This window comes from Acinetobacter sp. 1124_18A (assembly GCF_052824995.1).
Genome location: NZ_VTDF01000001.1, coordinates 370,100 through 392,626 on the forward strand (window position 1 = coordinate 370,100; position 22,527 = coordinate 392,626).

General features: G+C 38.6%; 17 protein-coding genes and 3 tRNA genes. 5 read left to right on the forward strand and 15 right to left on the reverse strand.

Features of this window, described 5'->3' with window-relative positions:
• The first annotated feature begins 35 nt into the window (after positions 1 to 35).
• Complete coding sequence (locus FY048_RS01840; RefSeq protein WP_446089932.1) at positions 36 to 1,481, forward strand: lipase family protein; 1,446 nt, start codon at positions 36 to 38, stop codon at positions 1,479 to 1,481.
• Positions 1,482 to 1,594: 113 nt separating this feature from the next.
• Positions 1,595 to 1,795 (forward strand): hypothetical protein, encoded by a 201-nt coding sequence (locus FY048_RS01845; RefSeq protein WP_446089933.1) that lies wholly within the window; start codon positions 1,595 to 1,597, stop codon positions 1,793 to 1,795.
• Positions 1,796 to 1,806: 11 nt separating this feature from the next.
• On the opposite strand, the gene FY048_RS01850 is transcribed toward FY048_RS01845, so the two are convergent.
• The 6 genes from FY048_RS01850 to FY048_RS01875 form a co-directional block, all read right to left on the reverse strand.
• The gene (locus FY048_RS01850) at positions 1,807 to 2,250 is read right to left on the reverse strand and encodes a DUF2726 domain-containing protein (protein WP_446089934.1); all 444 of its coding nucleotides are present in this window, start codon (positions 2,248 to 2,250) and stop codon (positions 1,807 to 1,809) included.
• A gap of 56 nt (positions 2,251 to 2,306) precedes the next feature.
• Positions 2,307 to 2,382, reverse strand: a tRNA-Asn gene (locus tag FY048_RS01855).
• 181 nt (positions 2,383 to 2,563) lie between these two features.
• Positions 2,564 to 2,639 (reverse strand) — tRNA-Asn (locus FY048_RS01860).
• An 8-nt stretch (positions 2,640 to 2,647) separates the two neighbouring features.
• Positions 2,648 to 2,723, reverse strand: a tRNA-Asn gene (locus tag FY048_RS01865).
• Positions 2,724 to 2,869: 146 nt separating this feature from the next.
• Positions 2,870 to 3,496 carry a superoxide dismutase gene (locus FY048_RS01870; protein ID WP_003650584.1) on the reverse strand — a complete coding sequence of 209 codons (627 nt, stop codon included), beginning with the start codon at positions 3,494 to 3,496 and terminating at the stop codon, positions 2,870 to 2,872.
• 147 nt (positions 3,497 to 3,643) lie between these two features.
• Entirely contained in the window at positions 3,644 to 4,402 is a 759-nt protein-coding gene (locus FY048_RS01875) for a Nif3-like dinuclear metal center hexameric protein (RefSeq protein WP_446089935.1), read from the reverse strand.
• Between the two features lie 194 nt (positions 4,403 to 4,596).
• Here FY048_RS01875 and FY048_RS01880 point away from each other — a divergent pair, with 194 nt between their 5' ends.
• Positions 4,597 to 5,772, forward strand: a complete 1,176-nt coding sequence (locus FY048_RS01880; protein ID WP_016137500.1) for a S1C family serine protease — start codon at positions 4,597 to 4,599, stop codon at positions 5,770 to 5,772.
• A gap of 41 nt (positions 5,773 to 5,813) precedes the next feature.
• Here FY048_RS01880 and FY048_RS01885 read toward each other — a convergent pair whose 3' ends face one another.
• The 6 genes from FY048_RS01885 to ahcY form a co-directional block, all read right to left on the reverse strand.
• Positions 5,814 to 7,052 (reverse strand): multifunctional CCA addition/repair protein, encoded by a 1,239-nt coding sequence (locus tag FY048_RS01885; RefSeq protein ID WP_446089936.1) that lies wholly within the window; start codon positions 7,050 to 7,052, stop codon positions 5,814 to 5,816.
• 91 nt (positions 7,053 to 7,143) lie between these two features.
• Entirely contained in the window at positions 7,144 to 9,414 is a 2,271-nt protein-coding gene (locus FY048_RS01890) for an NADP-dependent malic enzyme (RefSeq protein WP_324654431.1), read from the reverse strand.
• A gap of 237 nt (positions 9,415 to 9,651) precedes the next feature.
• The gene (locus FY048_RS01895) at positions 9,652 to 12,504 is read right to left on the reverse strand and encodes an EAL domain-containing protein (protein WP_446089937.1); all 2,853 of its coding nucleotides are present in this window, start codon (positions 12,502 to 12,504) and stop codon (positions 9,652 to 9,654) included.
• A gap of 134 nt (positions 12,505 to 12,638) precedes the next feature.
• Entirely contained in the window at positions 12,639 to 13,361 is a 723-nt protein-coding gene (locus tag FY048_RS01900) for a 16S rRNA (uracil(1498)-N(3))-methyltransferase (RefSeq protein ID WP_446089938.1), read from the reverse strand.
• Positions 13,362 to 13,379: 18 nt separating this feature from the next.
• Positions 13,380 to 14,216 (reverse strand): methylenetetrahydrofolate reductase [NAD(P)H], encoded by an 837-nt coding sequence (gene metF / locus FY048_RS01905; protein WP_045430027.1) that lies wholly within the window; start codon positions 14,214 to 14,216, stop codon positions 13,380 to 13,382.
• Positions 14,217 to 14,291: 75 nt separating this feature from the next.
• On the reverse strand, positions 14,292 to 15,674 hold the full coding sequence (gene ahcY, locus FY048_RS01910) for an adenosylhomocysteinase (protein ID WP_016137506.1): 1,383 nt from the start codon (positions 15,672 to 15,674) through the stop codon (positions 14,292 to 14,294).
• A gap of 222 nt (positions 15,675 to 15,896) precedes the next feature.
• On the opposite strand from ahcY, the gene FY048_RS01915 reads away from it, so the two are divergent.
• Complete coding sequence (locus FY048_RS01915; protein ID WP_446089939.1) at positions 15,897 to 16,433, forward strand: cysteine peptidase family C39 domain-containing protein; 537 nt, start codon at positions 15,897 to 15,899, stop codon at positions 16,431 to 16,433.
• Between the two features lie 37 nt (positions 16,434 to 16,470).
• Here FY048_RS01915 and FY048_RS01920 read toward each other — a convergent pair whose 3' ends face one another.
• The 3 genes from FY048_RS01920 to lipA form a co-directional block, all read right to left on the reverse strand.
• A complete protein-coding gene (locus FY048_RS01920; RefSeq protein ID WP_032055395.1) occupies positions 16,471 to 16,854 on the reverse strand; it encodes a carboxymuconolactone decarboxylase family protein in 384 nt (127 codons plus the stop codon).
• 106 nt (positions 16,855 to 16,960) lie between these two features.
• A complete protein-coding gene (locus tag FY048_RS01925; RefSeq protein ID WP_446089940.1) occupies positions 16,961 to 19,423 on the reverse strand; it encodes an acyl-CoA dehydrogenase in 2,463 nt (820 codons plus the stop codon).
• A gap of 281 nt (positions 19,424 to 19,704) precedes the next feature.
• Complete coding sequence (lipA, locus tag FY048_RS01930) at positions 19,705 to 20,718, reverse strand: lipoyl synthase (RefSeq protein ID WP_004790988.1); 1,014 nt, start codon at positions 20,716 to 20,718, stop codon at positions 19,705 to 19,707.
• 196 nt (positions 20,719 to 20,914) lie between these two features.
• On the opposite strand from lipA, the gene sthA reads away from it, so the two are divergent.
• Positions 20,915 to 22,327 (forward strand): Si-specific NAD(P)(+) transhydrogenase, encoded by a 1,413-nt coding sequence (sthA, locus tag FY048_RS01935; RefSeq protein WP_004790990.1) that lies wholly within the window; start codon positions 20,915 to 20,917, stop codon positions 22,325 to 22,327.
• Positions 22,328 to 22,527: the final 200 nt, after the last annotated feature.

Genomic DNA, 22,527 nt, shown 5'->3' on the forward strand with positions numbered 1-22,527 from the left:
ATGCGGAATAAATAATACATAAAAAAGGATATTCTATGAAACGGTCAAAAATTGCTTTAGCTATAACATTATCGGTTTCAACATTATTTCTTGCAGCATGTAATGACAATGATGATGACTATGTTGGCGTAAACCCTGATAAAACCTATCTGTCTGAAAGTAATTACGCTATAGATCAAGTTGATAATGCTTCAACGATTAAAGTAATGACTTATAACATGGCAAATGTTCAAGGAAAAACAGCAACTGCCACAGCAATGGTATTGTTCCCCAAAGCAATACAACCGAAAGATGGTTATCGTGTGGTTGTATGGGAGCACGGCACTGTTGGGGTGGGTGATGGTTGTGCGCCAAGTAAGAATACAATTAATCCACGATTTAAAATCCTAGCTGAGACTTTATTGGCGGCTGGTTATGTGATTGTGGCACCAGATTATGAGGGTTTAGGTACACCAGGAGTGCATCCGTACTTAAACTTATCTAGCGAAGCAAAATCAGCGCTTGCTGCAGTAAAAGCAGTAAAAGAGCATTATGGTACCCAGTTAAAAGGTGATTGGATGTCGATTGGTCAGTCACAAGGTGGACATGCATCTTTAGGTACTGCCGAATTTGCCAATGCGGATACAAGTTATAAGGGGGCTGTAGCAGGAGCACCTGCTTCAAGCTTGGGAACAATTATTCAAATTTATATTGACCCACAATTTAATCTTGACGCAAATGGAAAACCTAAAGCAGTAAATAAATTGGATGAAAACTTGCTGCAAGTTCGTTATGCAGTGGCTAATAAATTGATTACAGAAGCTGAAGGTCAGGCGATGATTGACCAAATTGCTGATGGTTACGCTGAATTATTAGCATATGCAGCATTTGCAAGTGCAGGGATTAAAGCACAGCAACCAAACTATGACTTTAAGACAATTTTTACATCAGGAGCGGCTGACATTGCAGAATTGGCTTATGGACGTACAGGTGATGATGGGGCTTGTTTAAGTTATCCTACGCCTGATAGTGCAAATGGTTTACAAGCGAAGTTTAAGGCGGGTATTTTAGCTTACTTATCAGACCCTACGCATCAAATTGCACAGTACGGTATTGATCTGAATAAATTCAAGATAGATCAAGTTGTTCAAAACTTTTTGACAGCAACCCAACCTGCGACGAATGCTACAGTTGAGAAAGTCATTAAAACGCCTGTATTTATTATTCAAGGTGAAAAAGATCAAGCTGTATTGCCTGTAGTCACACAAGGCTTATTCGCGAATATGAAAGCGAATGCTTTGAAATTTTTCCCACAAGCAGCCTACGATAAAGGCTATAAGCTAACTATTGTACCGAATGCAACCCATACACAAGCAATCATATGTCAAAATGCGAATGCTGTAGATTTCATTCAAGCCAATATGTCAGCTGGTACGAGTATTGTACTAACAGATGCTCAGAAGGATGCTAGCCAAAGTCCTCACTGTACCGGTAAATTCTAAGATTTAATTATCTAATTAAAAATTAGCTTTAAAAAAAGAGCCACTTTATAGCGGCTCTTTTTGTTATATTATTACGTATGTTAAAATTGATACCGTTTGAGTTTGAAGTAGTCATGAACCAGCAACCTGTTGAAAAAAAATCTGTTCCTTGGTTATTAATGGGATTAGGTTTACTTATTCCTTTTTTAATTATTGGAATACTTTTCTTGGCTGCAAAAAGTGATGCTAAGACTAAAAAGCAATATGAACAGCAACGTTTAGAGATGGAAAAAAGAATAGCTGAAAAAGAAGCAGCAACTTCTGAAGTGAAATAACAGCAGTTCTTTTAATGAATATCCTTTTGTAGCTGCCGTACACTTGGGATGTTTGTATAACGTCTTACTATATAACCTGCTTCGGTGAGCATTTGATCACGAACACGATCTTCTTCCGCTTTTTCAAGATGGGATGGGTCATCTAGCTCAATAATGGCAATTACTTCCATCTTGTCGTTAAGCACAACAAAGTCAGTAACTTTTCGGTTGAACTGACTACGAATTTTATAGTCCTTACTTGTAATTAAAGCGCTAAAAGCCACTTGTGCTAAAACATGATAACTTGGAAAACTTTGTTTTAAGCGGATAAACATTTGAGTTTCAAAGTTAGTAATAACAGGGCGAGCAAAGAATTTTTGTTTTGGAAATAAATAAGGGCGTAAACAAACAGCAAGAAAAATGCAGGTGCTTAAACAACCTAAAACAATAAAAAATAAGTGACTCGATTCGAACATGTGAAGGCATCATACAAATAAAAACCCACTCATGATGAGTGGGTTTTTAAGAATCTTGGCTCTCCAACCTGGGCTCGAACCAGGGACCTGCGGATTAACAGTCCGTCGCTCTACCGACTGAGCTATTGGAGAATCTGGAAAAGGATTTTAGGGAGGAAAGGGGGCTGGGTCAAGTCTTAATAACGGAATTAGTGAGAATATCTAATCGTTTGGTTTAAAAATATTCGAAACATTGATTTTATTAAAAATAATAGAAAATTATTAAATGATTGAATAAGAAAAAGCCCACAATAGATGCGGGCTTTTAGAATCTTGGCTCTCCCACCTGGGCTCGAACCAGGGACCTGCGGATTAACAGTCCGTCGCTCTACCGACTGAGCTATGGGAGATTAGTAGATGGCTCTCCAACCTGGGCTCGAACCAGGGACCTGCGGATTAACAGTCCGTCGCTCTACCGACTGAGCTATTGGAGAATCTGATGCGCATTTTATGGATGAAATCTAAAAGCGTCAATAAGAATATTAAAGAAAATGAATCGTTTGCTTGATTAATATGCTTTTGCGGTACTAAAAATAAAAAAACCACCCAAAAAAGGGTGGTTTTTTAGAAAGAAATAAAATTATTTCTCTACACCAGCTGGTTGACCTGCAAGTTTTGCATTTGCATAGTCCCAGTTCACTAGGCTTTCTAAGAAAGTTGCGATGTATTTAGGACGTAAGTTACGGAAATCGATGTAGTAAGCATGTTCCCATACGTCAATTGTTAATACAGCAATTTGACCATGTGCAAGTGGAGTGTCTGCATTAGAAGTTTTAGTAATAGATAATTTACCGTTTACTTCATCAGCAACTAACCAAGCCCAGCCTGAACCGAATTGAGTTGTTGCAGCAGCAGCAAATTCTTCTGCAAATTTTTCGTAGCTACCGAAAGCTTCTTCAATTTTAGCAGCGATTGCGCCAGTAGGCTTACCACCACCATTTGGCTTCATAGAATTCCAGTAGAATGTATGGTTCCAAACTTGAGCAGCGTTGTTGAAAATACCAGCTTTAGATGCATCACCAGCAGTTGCTTTGATGATTTCTTCTAAAGTTTTACCTTCAAGGTCAGTCCCTTTGATTAAGTTGTTTAAGTTAACAACATAGGTATTGTGGTGTTTATCGTGATGGTATTCTAAAGTTTCTTTACTAATATGTGGCGCTAAATCATCATAGCCATATGGAAGTGCAGGTAAAGTAATGGTTGTCATGTTCCTATTCCTTGCATTTGCTGGGTTATACAATATTAAGTGGCTCTATTGTAAATGATTCTGTTCACAATAGTGCATCGTTTTAAAGAACTATACACAATAAAGATCTAATTAATACGCATAACACAGATTGAAAAAAAGACTTAATTAAATCGGATTATTCAATTCAAAATATTGGGTTTCAATAGCGAATTGCTGTGAAATTGCTTGTGCTAAACGTTGAACTCCATAACGTTCAGTTGCATGATGACCACATGCAAAATAGTGAACGCCTAATTCTTTTGCTTCATAGAAAGTTCGTTCACTGACTTCGCCTGAAATATATGCATCACAATTTTGCAGAGCCGCTTTAGCAATAAAATCTTGAGCACCACCTGTACAAAAGCCTACTTTTTGAATGCTTTGTTTTCCTGCAGGTAAATGAATTACCTTAAAATCAAAACTGTTTTGTAGTTTTGCTTTAAATTCGTCCACAGAAAGTGCTTGCTCTAAATAACCAATATTTCCAATTGGATGTTTCTCGGTTAAATCAAGTGGTTCTAAATTCTGTAAATTTAATTTTTCTGCAATGGCTACATTGTTGCCCAAAGTTGGGTGGGCATCTAAAGGCAGATGGTAAGCGACTAATGAAATATTATTTTGAATGAGTTTTTTAATGCGGTTGCCGCGCATTCCTGTAATTGGGTAGGGTTCGCCTTTCCAAAAATAACCATGATGTACAAGTAATAGATCCGCATTTTGAGCAATGGCTGCATCAATCGCATCTTCGGAAGCTGTAACCGCACAAACGATACGTTTTACTTCAGTTGAACCTTCAATTTGCAGGCCATTGGGTGCGTAATCTTTAAATTCTGCTGCTTTTAAGGTTTGGTCGCACCACTGAATAATTTCATGCAAATTCGCCATGATATTTCCTGAATTGAGTAGTAAATAATTGCTAAAGCTATAGAAACATATTTTGTTGTGTAACTAAAGCTAGACAAATCTTTTTTGAGTTTTTTGTGTATATCGACATATTTAATTTAAAATGCTTAACTGAAAACTCTTTTTGTTCAATATATTAATTTAATTAAAAACTTTTTTGCGTAGAGGATATGAACGTGCGCCGCACCTTTACATGGTTACCTTGGGTGTTACTTATTATTGTAATTGCCAGTTTTATTGCATGGCAAAAATACCATCAGCCGAAACCAACTGTTGCAGTTGATGGGGTACAAATGCCTGCCGAGAAAGTTGAGCCACTGGTTGATACTTCACGAGCGGGCGGGGTGGTGTCTTATAGTGCTGCGGTAAAAGTTGCAGCGCCGGCAGTTGTTAATATTTTTACGACCCAGAAAGTTAAACAAAATCATCCATTGTTAAGTGATCCAGTATTCCGCGAATTTTTTGGAAATCAGGTTCCTGAACAACAACAGCAAAATGAAAATAGTCTAGGCTCTGGGGTTATTGTACGTGCTGACGGCTATATTCTTACCAATAATCATGTGATTGCTCAGGCTGACCAAATTGTAGTGGCATTGCGTGACGGACGTCGTGCAGAAGCAACGATTGTTGGAACAGACCCTGACACAGATTTAGCAGTCATTAAAATCGATTTAGATAAATTACCTGTATTGCCATTTAAGTTAAGTGGTAATGAAGTAGGTGATGTTGTCTTGGCGATTGGTAACCCATTTGGTGTAGGACAAACGGTTACTCAAGGTATTATTTCTGCCACTGAGCGCTCTGATTTAGGCATCAATACCTATGAAGACTTTATTCAAACAGATGCTGCAATTAATCCAGGTAACTCAGGTGGTGCATTAATTGATGTTGCTGGTAACTTAATTGGGGTGAACACTGCTATTTTCTCTCAGTCGGGTGGTTCTTTAGGTATTGGCTTCGCAATTCCAGCTAAAATTTGCCAACAAGTATTAAACTCGATTTTGAAAGATGGCCGCGTTGTACGTGGATGGTTAGGCATTAGTTTAGTACCGCCTACACAAGACGATGTATTGGCACCAAAACAACAAATTGGTGTCGTTGTTGCTGATGTTTTGAAAAGCGGGCCTGCGGCTTCAGCAGGTATAAAAGTTGGCGATAAGATTGTTCAAGTAAATAATGAACCAATCACTTCGGCATCTCATTTGATTAATTACGTTGCATTGCAAGCACCTAATAGCGAAATTAATGTAGTGGTTGAGCGAGCTGGAAAGCAAGAAAACTTTGTGGTAACAGTTGGCGAAAGAAAAAACCAAAATAGTCAATCTCAATATATACCTTTACCTAAACAGTAAAATAAAAAAGCCTCGTAATGAGGCTTTTTTATTGGCTTAAATTAAGAATGTGTAGGTGTCTGATGTTGATGTTTGAACTCAGTTAAAGCATCAATACGATATTGAATTAACATTTCGCCAATTTCAGCACCTTTAATGTTGTCTGGTAAATCCTGAACTTTAACAGAGCGAACCACTTGCATTGCATCTAACATGTACTGAGCTTGAGGATAGGGGCGATCTTCTAAACCTAATCTTCCTCTAGCATCACACTCACATGCCTGTACAAAAGCTTCTACTCTCTCAGGACGGCGTAAAACATCAAGACGTTGTAATAAACGCCATACAGTGCCGGGTTTTAACGACATGATCTGATGACATTTTAGATGTTCTTTACACACCGATAATGCCAACTGCCGAGTTTGAGTCGGAACTTTTAAACGTTCACATAATTCGGTAACGGGTTTCACGCCACGCTCTTCATGCATGATATGGCGAGGAAGTTCGTTAACTGGAGTTAATGCTTTACCCAAATCATGTACTAAAACAGCAAACCGAACATCAAGCGAGTAGTTTGACTTACACGCTTGTTGTAAAGACATTAGGGTATGTATGCCACAGTCTACTTCAGGATGATATTCAGGGCGTTGTGGTACACCAAACAATGCGTCAATTTCAGGGAAAAGATGTTTTAACGCACCGCAATCGCGTAATGTCTGAAAATAGATATCTGCATGATCTTCTAAAAGCGCACGCGAAGTTTCTTTCCATACACGTTCTGGCGTTAATGCATCAAGTTCACCTGATTCAGCCATCGTTTGCATGAGTTGTAAGGTTTCAGGTGCAATATGAAAACCATATGCAGAATATCGAGCTGCAAAGCGTGCGACACGTAAAACTCGTAAAGGATCTTCTGCAAAAGCTTCTGAAACATGACGTAAGGTTTTATTTTCTAAATCAGTCTGACCACCATAGGGGTCATATAATTTGCCATCTTGATCCATAGCTATGGCATTGATGGTTAAATCACGGCGAATTAAATCTTCTTCTAAACTTACTGTGGTATCAGTAAAAAACTGAAAACCGTGATAGCCCTTACCGGACTTTCGCTCAGTACGTGCAAGTGCATATTCTTCTTTCGTTTCAGGATGAAGAAACACAGGAAAATCTTTGCCTACAGGTTGAAAACCTTGGGCGAGCATATGTTCAGGTGTTGCTCCGACCACAACATAGTCTTTTTCTTGATAGGGATGCCCAAGTAGAGAATCTCGGACGGCACCGCCTACTAAATACACTTGCATGAAAAAACCTCTATTCTTCAAGCAATCATGCTACAGAATAGAGGTTTTCTCAAGTCATTAGACAGGCTTTTCGTAAAAAGCTCTTTCTAAATTATTTTTCTAATTGCTGGATTTCAGCAACAGTTAAAGCAGTCATATTGATAAGACGACGAGTGGTTGCTGTCGGTGTCAAAATATGAACAGGTTTTGCTGCGCCAAGCAAAATTGGACCAATGGTAACGTTGTTACCAGAAGTTGCTTTTAACAAGTTAAATGAAATATTTGCTGCATCAAGGTTTGGCATAATGAGCAAGTTTGCAGAACCTTTAAAACGTGAACCTGGGAATGCAAATTGACGAATATTTTCGTCTAATGCTGCATCACCATGCATTTCACCTTCAACTTCAAGCTCAGGAGCTTGCTCAGATAAAATACGATAAACTTCACGCATTTTTTGAGCACTTGAATCAGTTTGGTCGCTACCAAAACTTGAATGAGAAAGCAGAGCTACACGTGGAGTAATACCAAAGCGACGTACTTCTTCAGCTGCTAAAATAGTCATTTCAGCAAGTTGTTCAGCAGTCGGGTTAGTGTTTACGTAGGTATCTGCGATAAACAAGTTGCGATCTTCAAGCATTAATGCATTTAATGTGAAGAAGTTGTTCATGCCTTCTTTAAGGCCGATAACATTGCGTACAAAGTCAAGGTGAATGTTATAGCTACTATACGTACCACATAACATACCGTCTGCTTTACCGAATTTAACCAGTAGAGATGCAATTAACGTTGAACGACGGCGAGCTTCACGTTGAGCATATTCAACAGTGATGCCTTTGCGTTGCATTGTTTGATAGTAGTCTTTCCAAAACTCTTCATACATCGGGTTTTGTTCTTGATCTACAATCTCAATATTTACGCCATGTTGTAAACGTAGGCCTAATTTTTTGATATTTGCTTCAATTACAGCAGTACGACCTACTAAAATTGGTTTAGCTAAATCTTCATCAACAGCAATTTGTACTGCACGTAATACGCGTTCGTCTTCACCTTCAGCATATGCAATGCGTTTTGGATCAGCTTTTGCTTGAGCAAAAATTGGTTTCATCAAGAATGCAGAGTTATATACAAACTCAGACAATTTTTGACGATACACAGCGAAATCTTCGATAGGACGAGTTGCTACACCTGAGTCCATTGCAGCTTTAGCAACCGCTGGTGCAATTTCTAAAATTAAACGTTGATCAAGTGGGCGTGGAATTAAATAGTCACGACCAAATGAAGCAGATTTTTCACCATATGTTGCTGCATCAGCTTCAATATGAGCCATACGCGCAATTGCATGTACACATGCAATTTTCATATCTTCATTAATGGTAGTTGCACCAACGTCAAGTGCACCACGGAAAATGTATGGGAAACATAATGCGTTGTTTACTTGGTTTGGATAGTCAGAACGACCAGTTGCCATAATGACGTCAGAGCGTACTTCATGTGCATGTTCAGGTAAAATTTCTGGATCTGGGTTTGCCAAAGCAAAAATAATAGGGTTTTCAGCCATCTGTTTCACCATTTCTTTGGTGAGAATACCAGCAGCAGAAAGACCCAAGAACATATCAGCGCCAGTCATTACTTCATGAAGCTGAGATGCTGTAATATCTTGAACGTAACGTTTTTTAGATTCATCAAGCCCTTCGCGAGAAGTCGTTAATAGACCACGAGAATCGGCAACAATAATATTTTCTTTTTTAGCACCAAGCGCACAAAGCAAGTCTAAACATGAAAGTGCTGCTGCGCCTGCACCTGAAGCTACGATTTTGATTTCATCAATTTTCTTATTTACAAGTTGCAATGCATTAAGCAGAGCTGAACCTACAATAATACTTGTACCATGTTGATCGTCATGGAATACAGGAATTTTCATGCGTTCACGAAGTTTCTTTTCAATATAGAAACATTCTGGCGCTTTAATGTCTTCGAGGTTGATACCACCGAAAGTTGGCTCAAGAGAGGCAACAATATCCACGATTTTATCTGGATCGTTTTCTGCAATTTCGATGTCAAATACGTCAACACCAGCGAACTTTTTGAAGAGAACGCCTTTACCTTCCATTACAGGTTTAGAAGCCAATGGGCCAATATTACCTAAACCAAGAACAGCAGTACCGTTAGTTACTACAGCAACCAAGTTTCCGCGTGCTGTATATTTAGCAGCAGTTGATGGATCACGTTCAATCTCTAAACATGGCGCAGCAACTCCTGGTGAGTAGGCTAAAGCCAAATCTCGTTGGTTGACAAGTTGCTTACTTGGGGTGACGCTGATTTTCCCTGGGTTTGGATATTCATGGTAATTTAAAGCGGCCTGTTTTAAAGATTGATCGTCCATCTGAGTCTCTATTTGATACAAAAAAGCAAACTAGTCAAATCACTCATTCAGGGGAAGGCAACTCGGTTCTTTTACTATGCTTTAATTTTTATCAATTAAGAGAATAGTAGACGAATTGCCAATAGCCCTGTAGTGAGCTAAATGCTAAAGAATATAACACTACTTCTTTATTTCTCACAGTCAAAAACGCTCATTTTTGGAAAAAGCAGCATATGTAAAAATCGACCGTTTGAACAACTAAGAAATATGCGAATTTGTTTGTAGATAAGGAATAATCTGCTCAGCAGGGATAGGGCGACTAAAGAAATAGCCTTGTAAAAAATCACATTGCTGTTTTTGTAGATAGGCAACTTGTTCCTCTGTTTCTACGCCTTCGGCAACCAGTTTAAGCCCCATACTTTTACCCATTGCAATCATGGCATTTACAATCGCTTCTTGTTTGTGATCACCGATTTTAGAAATGAAAGCCCGGTCAATTTTTAATACATCAATTGGATATTCTGTCAGATACGCCAAAGAGGAATAACCGGTACCAAAGTCATCTAGAGCAATTGAAATATCTCGTTGTTTTATCGCATGTAATAGCGTTTTGACATTATCAGTATTATCTAATAGAGCTGACTCGGTAATTTCAAGTTCAAGATCTGCACCTTGTATATTATATTTTTGCAAAACCTCATCTAGATCATTAAGTAATAAGCCACGATGTATTTGTTGGGCAACAATATTTACAGAGACTTGAATGTTTGCATAGCCTGCATTTTTCCATTCTTGTAATTGTTTTCCAACTTTATCTAAAACAACTTTTCCAATATCTGAAATTAGGCTACTACGCTCAGCAAAAGGTATAAACATATTTGGCATGACTAAACCTTTTTCAGGATGTTGCCAACGAATTAATGCTTCAAAACCTATAATAGATTGATCTTGTAGATTAATTTTGGGCTGGTAATAAATGACAAATTCATTATTTTGAATGGCTTTACGTAACTCTTGTTCTAAATCAGCAGTTTTATATGGATGCTCTGCTTTATTGCAATAGTAAGAAATGGTATTGCCTCCTAAGCGTTTTGCTTCTGAAAGTGCTTGTTCTGCATGGTTGTTAAGATGATCAATTTGTCGGCCATGCTCAGGAAAGCATGCAACACCGATAGATGCTGTAATAAAATATTCGTGATTATCAATATAAAAGGGTGCGTTGAGCGCTTGCAAGATGTTTTGGCAATATTGCTCAATATTTGGATGAATTGGAGAAATTTCATAAATAATTGCAAAATCGTCACTATTTAAATAGGCGACCAAAATTGCATTAATATTAATTAGGCGTAATCGTTGTGCGAATTGTTTAAGAAGTTCATCACCACTATCATTATTTAAAAACTCATTAAAAGCGCGGAAACGGTCAATGTTTACTCGTATCAGTGCTAAATTTTTAATGTTATATGAAGGGTTTACCAGATATTGATGTAATTGATTGTAATAGTAAAGACGGTTCGGTAGGTGGGTGAGACTATCGTAATTTTTTAAATAAGATAGATGTTGTTCCTGACGTTTTTGCTCAGAGAGGTCACGTGCAAATCCAATATAATTTGTAATTTGATTGAACTCATCTTTGACTACATTGATGTGTAACCACAAATAGACACTTTTGCCAGAACTAAACTTTTCATCAAATTGGCCCATGTATTCTCCGGTTTCGAGGAGCTGTTGGGTAATTGAGGTGTGAAATTGTTGTTGTAGTTCTTTTTGATTAATTGCAATGCTAAATAATTCTTTATTGATAAGTTCTGATTTAGAAAATCCAGTTAATTTTTCGTAGTAAGGGTTAATATCAATATAGTTCAGATGTTCATCTAAAATGAATATGCCTTCGGCTGCTTGTTCAAGCACAATTGCCGATAGTCTTAAGTGTTCTTGATCTTTTTTCTCTTGATGTATATCTCGGGTCATTCCTACCATACGAAGCGCTTTTTGTGTTTTTGGATCTCTGGTAATGACACGACCTACATCATGAATCCATCGCCATGAACCATCTCGACGTAAAATCCTAAAATTGATATTAAAATGATCTGTAGTTCCTTCCAGATGTTGCTTTAAGCGCTCGTTAAACAGTTTTTTATCACTGGGATGTAAACGATCTAAAATAGTATTGAGATGAATAACGGTCGTTTGTGTCTGCTTTTGTTGATCGAAAAACGTAATTTCTAATTTTTGATTTTCAATATCCCAATCCCAAGGTCGGATGCCTGCCGTTTCATGTGCAAAAGCTAAATTGTAGTGATGACTTTCGAGTTGCTCATTCATTTTTGTGAGATCGTAAGTGCGCTCTCGTACTTTTTGTTCAAGTAAATGATTATTAAATTGGAGCTGGGCTTCAATATCTTTCGATTTATTCACTTCCTGTTGAAGTTGTACGCATAACTCTTCAGCCCACTGAGTATGTTGTTCTGAAATTTGAATGAGCTGTTTATTTCTGAATAATAGTTGAGAAATCTTCTTATAGTTACGTTGAGTTGCGTATGCGCAGAGTATGGTAGCTACGAACGCGATGTTATAGGCGAAATAAAAAGGCAGCTGAGTAATGGGTGTATGTGTAAATTGAGCGATTAATAGGGGGAGTGTGCTGGGAATAAATAAGAGATAAAAGTATCGAGGTTGTTGGGTTAAAAAAGTCAGCCCAATGATATGGGCAGAGGTGATAAATAAAGCAATTAAAATATGAGCATCTGGTAGTGCAACTAACTCTTGAGGAAGATAAAAATGAATAACCGTAACGGTTGCCCCTAATAAAACTCCTGAAATAAAACAAATGCTTTGTAAGATAAGATCAGCTTTTTTAATAAAATTAATAGTACGGTAGTGCGTTAAAATATTCGGAACAAATAATAGACAGGTAAGGGATGCAATGGTAAGGCCCATAGACCAGTTAAATATTGTTATTGAAGATGAAAAATAATAAGAAAATATAGCGTATGAGATCAGACATAGCAGTATTAAGCTAACCAAATACCAGCGTATATATTGAATTGAAAGTTTTAGCTGCTCAATTTTTGTTTGATGCTGTAAATATTCTTCCTGAAGCCCAGACATAAGATTTTTCTATCCTATTTTTTTACATATATACAGAAAGAATCTGATTTATCAGTGATAAAGAATTTGAAATTTTATTCATACAATAAAAGTAAATTAACTTTAAATAACGATTTAATCAATGTTCAATGAACTTAGGTTGATAAAAACTGATAATTTAAAATAGATAAGGCAACGACAGGTGCAGTTTCTGTACGTAAGACACGGTCACCAATACACCAATTCATAAAACCAGCTTGATTGGCTTGAGTAATTTCATTTTCACTTAAACCACCTTCTGGGCCAATCAATAAGGCAAGTTCAGGTTGGATGCCAGCTAATACATCTTTTTGTTCTTTTTCGGGGGCTAAAACAAATTTTGAAGCGGGAAGCTGAGTAGAGCTTAACCATTCATTAAGAGAAATGGGCGCTAACACTTCTGGAACGATGTTAAGACCACATTGTTCACAAGCAGCAATTGCAACAGCTTGCCAGTGATCTAATTTTTTTTGATCTCGATCGTATTTTAAGCGCATTTCGCAGCGCTCACTTGTTAGCAACTGAATTTGACTTACTCCAAGTTCAGTTGCTTTCTGAATGGCATAGTCCATTCGGTCACCTTTACTCATGACCTGACCCAGAACAGCTTTAAATGGGGCGCTACGGTTATTAGGGTTAAAACTCTCAAGCGTGACAAATGCATTTTTTTTATTAATTTCGGTCAGTGTCGCGAGATATTCGCCACCTTGACCATTAAAGAGAGTGGCTTGTTCTTGTAATTGTGCACGTAAAACACGCACCCAATGATGAAATACTGTTTCTGTCAGTTGAATTGTTGAGCCAACTGTAAGTTCAGTTTCGATAAAAAAACGATTCATTGGGTACGCCTTACAAAATTAATTTAAACCAAGATCAACGACGAGTTGACGAGTTGGTTCGACTTGATTCATTGAATAAAAATGTAAGCTTGGTGCACCACCTGCGATCAAGCGTTCACATAGCTTAACAACAACTTCATGACCAAAAGCTTTAATACTCTCGCTGTCATCGCCATAGGCTTGTAATTGCTTACGGATCCAGCGAGGAATTTCTGCACCAGTACCATCAGCAAAGCGAATTAAGTTGCTGGCATTGGTAATAGGCATGATGCCAGGAGCTACCGGAATATTAACTCCAGCTTTTTCTAAGCGCTCAATAAAATAAAAGTATGAGTCTGGATTAAAGAAGAATTGAGTAATTCCTGCATTAGCACCAGCTTGTACTTTTTCGATAAAACGTTGGATATCTGAATCAAGGTTCTCAGCTTGAGGGTGCATTTCTGGATAAGCTGCAACTTCAATATGAAAATGATCACCTGAATGCTGACGAATGAAACGTACTAAATCTTGAGCATAAGGAAGTTCGCCAAGTCCGACTTGACCAGACGGCAAATCACCCCGTAAAGCGACAATACGGTTAATTCCTTGCGCTTTATAGAGGTCGAGTAACTCAGCAATACGCGCTTTATCATCACCAATGCACGAAAGGTGAGGTGCAACTGGCGTACCTTTGCCATTGAAATCGTCAATTGCAGCAAGAGTACGTTCGCGAGTAGAACCACCAGCACCATAAGTAATCGAGAAGAAATCTGGATTTAATAGTTGTAATTCTTGATGAACAATACGAAGTTTTTCAGCACCGGCATCAGTTTTTGGTGGGAAAAACTCAAAAGAGATGGGTATACGTTTAGTCATGTCAAATCCTTGTAAACAGCGAAACAATATTTTTTAGAAAAAAGGGCAGTCGGTTCACCGTCTGCCCTTAAGTTCTTAGTATTTGTAAGCGTCAGACTTGAATGGTCCCTCAACAGCAACACCTAAATAGCCAGCTTGCTCTTGAGTTAATTGAGTAAGTACACCACCAAAACCTGCAACCATTGCCGCAGCAACTTCTTCATCAAGTTTCTTAGGAAGAACTTCTACACGAATTTGTGCAGCTTTTTCGTTTGCAGGAAGGTCAGCAAATTTCTCTTGGAATAAGTGAATTTGACCTAACACTTGGTTAGCAAAAGAACCGTCCATCACGCGTGATGGGTGACCAGTTGCATTACCTAGGTTTACAAGGCGACCTTCAGAAAGAAGAATGAGGTAGTTGTTTTCGTCTTCTGAACGATAAACTTGGTGAACTTGTGGCTTAACTTCAACCCACTTGTAACCACGTAAATAAGCTGTGTCGATTTCTGTATCGAAGTGACCGATGTTACATACAACTGCACCAGCTTTTAAGCTATCTAACATTGCAGCATCACATACGTGGTAGTTACCAGTAGTGGTTACAACAAGGTCAGTGTTGCCAAGTAAGTCTTGGTTAATATCTTCTTTTTTGCCTGTTTGTACGCCGTTTTTGTATGGAGATACAACTTCATAGCCGTCCATACATGCTTGCATTGCACAAATAGGGTCAACTTCAGTTACACGAACGATCATGCCTTCTTGACGTAAAGATTGAGCAGAACCTTTACCAACGTCACCATAACCGATCACAAGCGCACGACGGCCAGACAAAAGCATGTCAGTTGCGCGTTTGATTGCATCATTTAGTGAGTGACGGCAACCATATTTGTTGTCGTTTTTAGATTTAGTAACCGAGTCATTTACGTTAATTGCAGGTACTTTCAAAGAACCGTCTTTCCACATTTCGATAAGACGTTGAACACCTGTAGTCGTTTCTTCAGTAATACCGTGAATGCGTTCTAAAAGAGCAGGGTATTTGTCATGAACAAGAGCAGTTAAGTCACCGCCATCATCCAAGATCATGTTGGCATCCCAAGGCTGACCATTAACATTAACTTGTTGTTCAAGGCACCATACATATTCTTCTTCAGTTTCGCCTTTCCAAGCAAAAACAGGAATACCGCGAGCAGCAATTGCAGCAGCAGCATGGTCTTGAGTCGAGAAAATGTTACATGAAGTCCAACGAACTTCAGCACCTAATTCAATAAGCGTTTCAATAAGAACCGCTGTTTGAATGGTCATATGAATACAACCAAGGATTTTTGCACCAGCAAGTGGTTTAGACGCTGCATAACGTTTACGTAAACCAATTAAAGCTGGCATTTCTGCTTCAGCAAGTTTGATTTCTTTACGACCGTAGTCAGCAAGTGAGATGTCAGCAACTTTATAATCTGTAAATGAAGCATTAACCGCGTTCATCAGGATCTCCTAGGGAAAAAATAGTATGGATCGTTCTGTTCGCGGATGCCGTTGTTGGCTAAAACGAGTGTTTAACCGATTGTCGAGCCTGGCAAATTGATCTTTAGTGCCGATCATTTGTCGCAGCATCCCTCGACTAGCGCAACATTGTACTTCGAAAAGCTTTTAGTGCCAATCCAGTTTTGTTTATTATCTGCCTAATTATCTTTATAGATTCAAATTATGGCAGTCAATATTCCCCAAGCTCTAGCAAACCTCGAAGCAAACTGTGGTGTTTTTGCGGTTTGGATGGTGCTTCAACATCATGGAGTACAAATTAATATTAACGAGCTAATTCAAGTTTGCCGACACGATGAAGGGGGCACCTATACTATTGCCTTAGCGGTTGCTTTAAAGAAACTAGGATTTGAAGTGTCATTTTATTCAGATGAAGATCCTAATATTAGCCCAAGTGAACGAATGAGCTATAAAGAAGCAAAGGTATTAAAAATACCGACAGGACCTGCGTTGAGCTATCAAGATATTCAAGCTGAAATTCAAAACGGGAAAATGGTCATCGTCTATTACGATACTTTAGCTGGAGTGGGGAACCAGTCATTGGTGTATTCAATAGATGAAAAGAATATCTGTTTCTTTGATAGCTTTGAACCGATGTTAGCAGCAGTTTTTGAAAGGCAACGTCAAGTAGAAGGGATTTGTCGTCAGGCTATTGTGATTGACGACCGTAATTTTCAGATTCATTCGACTAAATTGAATTAGATTAAAATGAGCCAGCAGCCTGCTGGCTCATTTGAAATTATTTTTGTTGATATTCTTGAATCACTTCTAAAGCAGCGCGAAAAGCTTCTTGTGTAGCAGGCGCGCCGCAATATGGCAGACTGTGCAATAAAGTTTCTTGAATTTCTTCAACTGTACAGCCATTGTTGAGCGCACCACGAACATGGCCTTTGAGTTCGGTCGGTGATTTGAGCGCAGTTAACATTGCCAAAGTAATTAATGAACGATATTTACGTGGTAGCACGCCTTCACGCTGCCAAGTCGATCCCCATGCATGTTCATTAATCCAGTCTTGCACAGGCTGGGTAAAGGGTACGGTATTTTCTTGGGCACGTTTTACAAAAGCTTCCCCCATCACTTCTGTGCGAACTTTTAATCCATTTTCGTAATCTTGCTTAGACATTAATTTCTCCTAAAAATAAAAGCGTCGATTGACGCTTTTATGGCTGTTTATTAATTAATGCGAATCAAGTGTGATTGTAATAGTGAATTAGTGGAGGCATCAGTCACTAAATTTGATGAGGGTTAGACAAAGGAAGATCTTTATTTAAATGTTCATCAAATACATCTGTGAGCATGCTATCGAATCGAATTGCGTTGTATTGCAATAATTGTTGAGCTTCATTTTCAGTAATAAAACCTTCTTTTATCGCTTGTGCGATATTCTCTTCGAAAGTCAGTCCTGTAAATTTACCTTTAGATTCAGCTTTTTTAAATTTATCCCAAAGCGGTTCAAGGGTTCGTAGAATTTGGAATGTATGTTCTAAACGTCCAGTCACATCATCGGCTTTGGTTGAATAAAATACGTGATGTTTAAGCTGCTCTCTGAAAGGATGCTCTTGCATCATAAGTTCAGCGACTTGTTGTTTTAACTCATCGTCTGGTTTTGAAATGACACGACCAAAAGGGAAACAGATCCATTTTACAAATGCTGCGGGAAGTTTGGCTGGGAAGTTATCAAATAGACCCCAAAATGCTTCCTGAATATTTAAGAAAGCTTTTTGTAGAGCTAATTTGGCGTGAAGTTGTTCAGCTTCAGTTTTTTGTCCAGCTTCATAAAATTTTAAAATCGCAGTAGAAATAAAGAGGTGCGCGTGAATATCTGCCAAGCGTCCTGATAACATTTCTTTGCGTTTTAAGTCTCCTGCAAGTAAACCAAGCGCCATATCCGAAACAAGTGCGAAGTTGGCACTAAAACGGTTAATCGTCTTATAGTAACTGGCAGTAAATTGATCTACTGATTGAGGGGCATCGTTTGAGCCGCCTGTCCAACCATAAGCAAATGATTTTGCCCCACGGTTAAAGGTATAGGCTAAATGTTTAAATAACAAATCATCGAATTTTTTGACTGAAGTGTTCTTATCCTCAGATTGAAGAAGTTGTAATTCTTCAAAAAGATAAGGATGACAACGCATTGAACCTTGACCAAAAATCATCAGTGAACGGGTCAAAATATTTGCGCCTTCTACCGTAATAGCAATTGGAATCGCTTGATAGGTAAGGGCAAGGAAGTTACGTGGTCCAAGTTGAATTGCACGTCCTCCAGCAATATCCATTCCGTGATTGACGACTTTACGCATCGTTTCAGTGGCATAATATTTTGCCATGGCAGTCATTACCGCAGGTGTTCCACCTTGGTTTAGGCCACATGTTACTAAATAACGGAATGCTTCAAGCATGTAGGCATCGCTGGCAATTTCACTGGTCGCCTCTTGTACGCCTTCAAATTTACCTACTGAAATATTGAACTGTTGGCGAATTTTCGCAAAAGCACCGACGGTTAAATAGCTCATTTCACCTGCGGCTGTTGCTAAAGCTGGAAGGGAAATACCACGGCCAACACCTAAGCACTCCATTAGCATTCGCCAGCCTTTACCGGCATTTTCTTGCCCACCAATAATCCAGTCAATAGGAATGAAAACATCTTCTCCTTCAACGGTTCCATTCATAAATGGAGAACCTGGAAAATGACGTGCTCCTATTTTTACGCCTGCATGACTGGCAGGAATGAGTGCACAGGTAATACCGTACTCTATTTTATTTTTATCACCGAGTAACCCTTCAGGGTCATATAGTTTAAAAGCAAGACCTACGACTGTGGCAATTGGCGCAAGGGTAATCCAGCGTTTAGAGAAATTCATGAGAAGTCCAAGAACTTGAGCACCTTCATGTTCGCCGTAACAAACAACGCCTGAATCTGGAATGGCACCAGCATCTGAACCTGCTTCTGGACTGGTTAAACCAAAGCATGGGATTTCTTCACCTTTAGCAAGGCCCGGTAAATATTGTTGCTTTTGAGCATCAGTACCGTAGTGCATGAGTAGCTCACCGGGTCCTAACGAGTTTGGAACCATACAACTCACCGCAGTGGTAAGTGAGCGTGAAGCAATTTTGCTCATAATTCGGCTTTGAGCAAATGAGCTAAACTCTTTGCCGCCAAAAGATTTTGGAATAATAAGGCCTAAAAAACCTTTATCTTTAATAAATTGCCAAACCTCTGGTGGAAGATCTTTTAAATGATGATGAATTTCCCACTCATTGAGCATGCTACAAAGTAGCTCAACTTCATTATCAATGAAACTTTGTTCTTCTTCTGTCAACGTTGGATAGGGATATTTCTCAAATTGAGACCAATCAGGTGATCCCATAAACAATTCTTTTTCCCACCAACTGGTACCTGCCTCTAAGGCCTCTTGTTCAGTTGTACTGATGCTCGGCATTGAGTTTGCTAATGTTTTATATGCAGGTTTAGTAATCAGATTAAAGCGTAATGGTGCAAATAAAATAATGATACTAAGGGCAATGAGGGGAATACCTAAAAGCAGTGACCATGGTGTTAGCAAGAATGCCGAAAGTAGGGCAACAATAATCGCAACACTGCTACCAAGAACTTTATTTAAGTTAAAATAGAAAATTGCCCATACTGCAATAAGCTGAATAATAATACTTAATATAAAGAGTAGGAAAATCATACTTGCTCCTTACTAGATAAGCCCTCAGGTGGATGACGTTACAAAAGAGAGGAGAGATTTAAGGCTTAACTAGCTAATTTTTAATGCTGTTTAAATTTAATTTTTTATATCGCAATTGATGTATATGCTAGAGCAGGGATATATCGTACTTTTAGGTATAAGATATTTTTGAGTGAAAGTGTAATGGCTTGTTTTATCGATTTGTCAAGAAATGTTATTGATTTTCTTATACAAATAAAAAGCCCTCTGTGTTAGAGGGCTTTTTATAGATATTTAATTTATTAAGCTTCGACGGTTTGAACAGCGATTTTTTTTGCTGGATCTACTTTACGACGAACTTCTGGTACTGGTTCACCATGGTATTGACGATCAGCGAAGTAACTTGAACGAACCATTGGTGCAGACCAAATATTTCTAAAGCCAAGTTTACGGCCATGCTCTGCATAACGTTCAAACTCTTCTGGCGTTACAAAGCGGTCAATTGGCGCGTGTTGTTTAGAAGGCTGTAAATATTGACCAATAGTCACGTAGTCAACATCGTGAGCACGTAAGTCATCAAGCAATGCAATAACTTCTTCTTCAGTTTCACCAATACCGACCATCAAACCACATTTTGTTGGGATATCTGGGCAGTATTCTTTAAACATTTTTAATAAGGTTAAAGAATGTTGATAGTCTGAACCTGGACGCATTGCTTTATATAGGCGAGGCACAGTCTCAATGTTGTGGTTAAATACGTCTGGCGGACATTCAGTCATAATGCGTAAAGCAATATCCATACGTCCACGGAAGTCTGGTACTAAAATCTCAAGCAATGTCGTTGGGCTAAGCGCGCGAGCTTCTTTAATACAGTCCACAAAGTGTTGTGCACCGCCGTCAAGCAAGTCATCACGGTCAACAGAAGTAATTACTGCGTACTTGAGTTTCAGATTAGAAATGGTTTCTGCCATGTGACGAGGTTCGTCAGCATCGAGTGCATTTGGACGACCATGTGCTACATCACAAAAAGGACAACGGCGTGTACAAATATCGCCCATAATCATGAAAGTTGCCGTACCGCCACCAAAGCATTCTGGTAGGTTAGGACAAGCAGCTTCTTCACAAACGGTATGGAGTTTTTGAGCACGTAAAGTCGTTTTAATACGCTGAACTTCTTCTGGTGCCGTCATCTTGACACGAATCCAGTCAGGTTTACGCGGCACTTCAACCGTAGGTACAACTTTTACAGGAATTCTTGCGACTTTTTCTGCGCCACGAAGTTTTACACCCTGTTCAGGTTTACGGTGTTCTGACATATCTAACTTTTCCACTCGTTTATAGAGACATTGACATTGTATTATAGCGAAGTTCTTCAGTTAATAGCGGAAAATAACTATTCATATAATAAATGTGGCTATTCAGAAATATAGGGTTGAGAAATACATAAATTCACCGCATATTAGTCATAATCTATTATAAAATATGGTCATTCAAGTGAGGAAGGAGCTTTCAATGCCACGTAAAAAAGAGGTCGTTAGTGGGAATTTCGTTAAATACGATGCGGTAGTTCTCGGTTCTGGACCTGCGGGTGAAGGCGCGGCAATGAAGCTTTCAAAAGCTGGTAAGCGTGTTGCAATTGTAGATGTGCGTGATCAACTTGGTGGTAACTGTGCACACGTAGGAACGATTCCAAGTAAAGCATTGCGTCAAACAGTTTCTAGTATTATTCGTTATCAGCGTGATCCAATGTTTCAAAAAGTAGGTGAGTGGAAACAGTTCACCATGAAACAAGTTTTGCGTAATGCACACAAAGTGATTCAACAACAGGTTGATACACATACACGTTTTTATGACCGTAACAAGATTGGTGTCTTCCATGGTCGTGCATATATTCAAGATAAAAATACAGTCTTAGTTTTTAGCCATGAAGGCATTAAAGAAACAATTATCTGTAAGCAAATCGTGATTGCGACAGGTAGTCGTCCTTATCATCCGCAAGGTCTCGACTTTGATCATCCTCGCGTATTCGATTCAGATAAGATTCTTGATCTTGATTATTCAATTCAAAAAATCATTATTTACGGCGCGGGCGTTATTGGCTGTGAATATGCTTCAATCTTCATTGGTTTAGACCATAAAGTTGACTTGATTAATACTCAGCAAAAACTTTTAAGTTATTTAGATGATGAAATTGCTGATGCTTTGTCTTATCACTTACGTGAACAAGGTGTGTTAATTCGTCACAATGAACAAATGGATCATCTTGAAACGTTTGATGACCATGTTGTTTTACACTTACAAAGTGGTAAAAAGATTAAAGCTGATGCCATTCTTTGGTGTAACGGCCGTTCAGGTAACACAGAAGGCTTAGGTCTTGAGAACGTTGGATTAGTTCCAAACAACCGCGGTCAGCTTTCAGTAAATGATCAATATCAAACTGAAGTTGAAAACATCTATGCTGCTGGTGATGTAATTGGTTGGCCATCACTTGCTTCCGCTGCTTATGACCAAGGGCGCTGTGCTGGCGCAAACATGAGTGGTGAAGATGCGAAGCCAGTACGTGATATTCCAACTGGTATTTACACCATTCCGGAAATCTCATCAATTGGTAAAAATGAACAGGAATTAACGGAAGAAAAAATTCCGTATGAAGTAGGTCAAGCTTCTTTCCGTCATTTAGCTCGTGCACAAATTACTGGTGATACAGTGGGTGAGTTAAAAATTCTTTTCCACCGTGACACTATGGAAATTTTAGGTATTCACTGTTTTGGTAATAACGCTGCCGAAATTATCCACATTGGGCAAGCAGTTATGCACAGCCCAAATAATACCTTGAAATATTTCGTTGAAACGACATTTAATTATCCAACAATGGCTGAAGCATATCGTGTAGCTGCACTTAACGGTATGAATCGCTTGTTTTGATTTTGAATAAGTTTTCAATAAAAAAGCCTGCAAATTTGCGGGCTTTTTTATTTTCATTAGATCATAGGTTTTTTATATTTTTATGACAATCCAAAGGATGATTTTAGCTTTTCATCATACTAATGTGCACAAAACGCTTGGTTGAAATATTCAAATAAATCTGGTGTTTGTTTCCATAAAATTATAGAAAGTACCAAAAG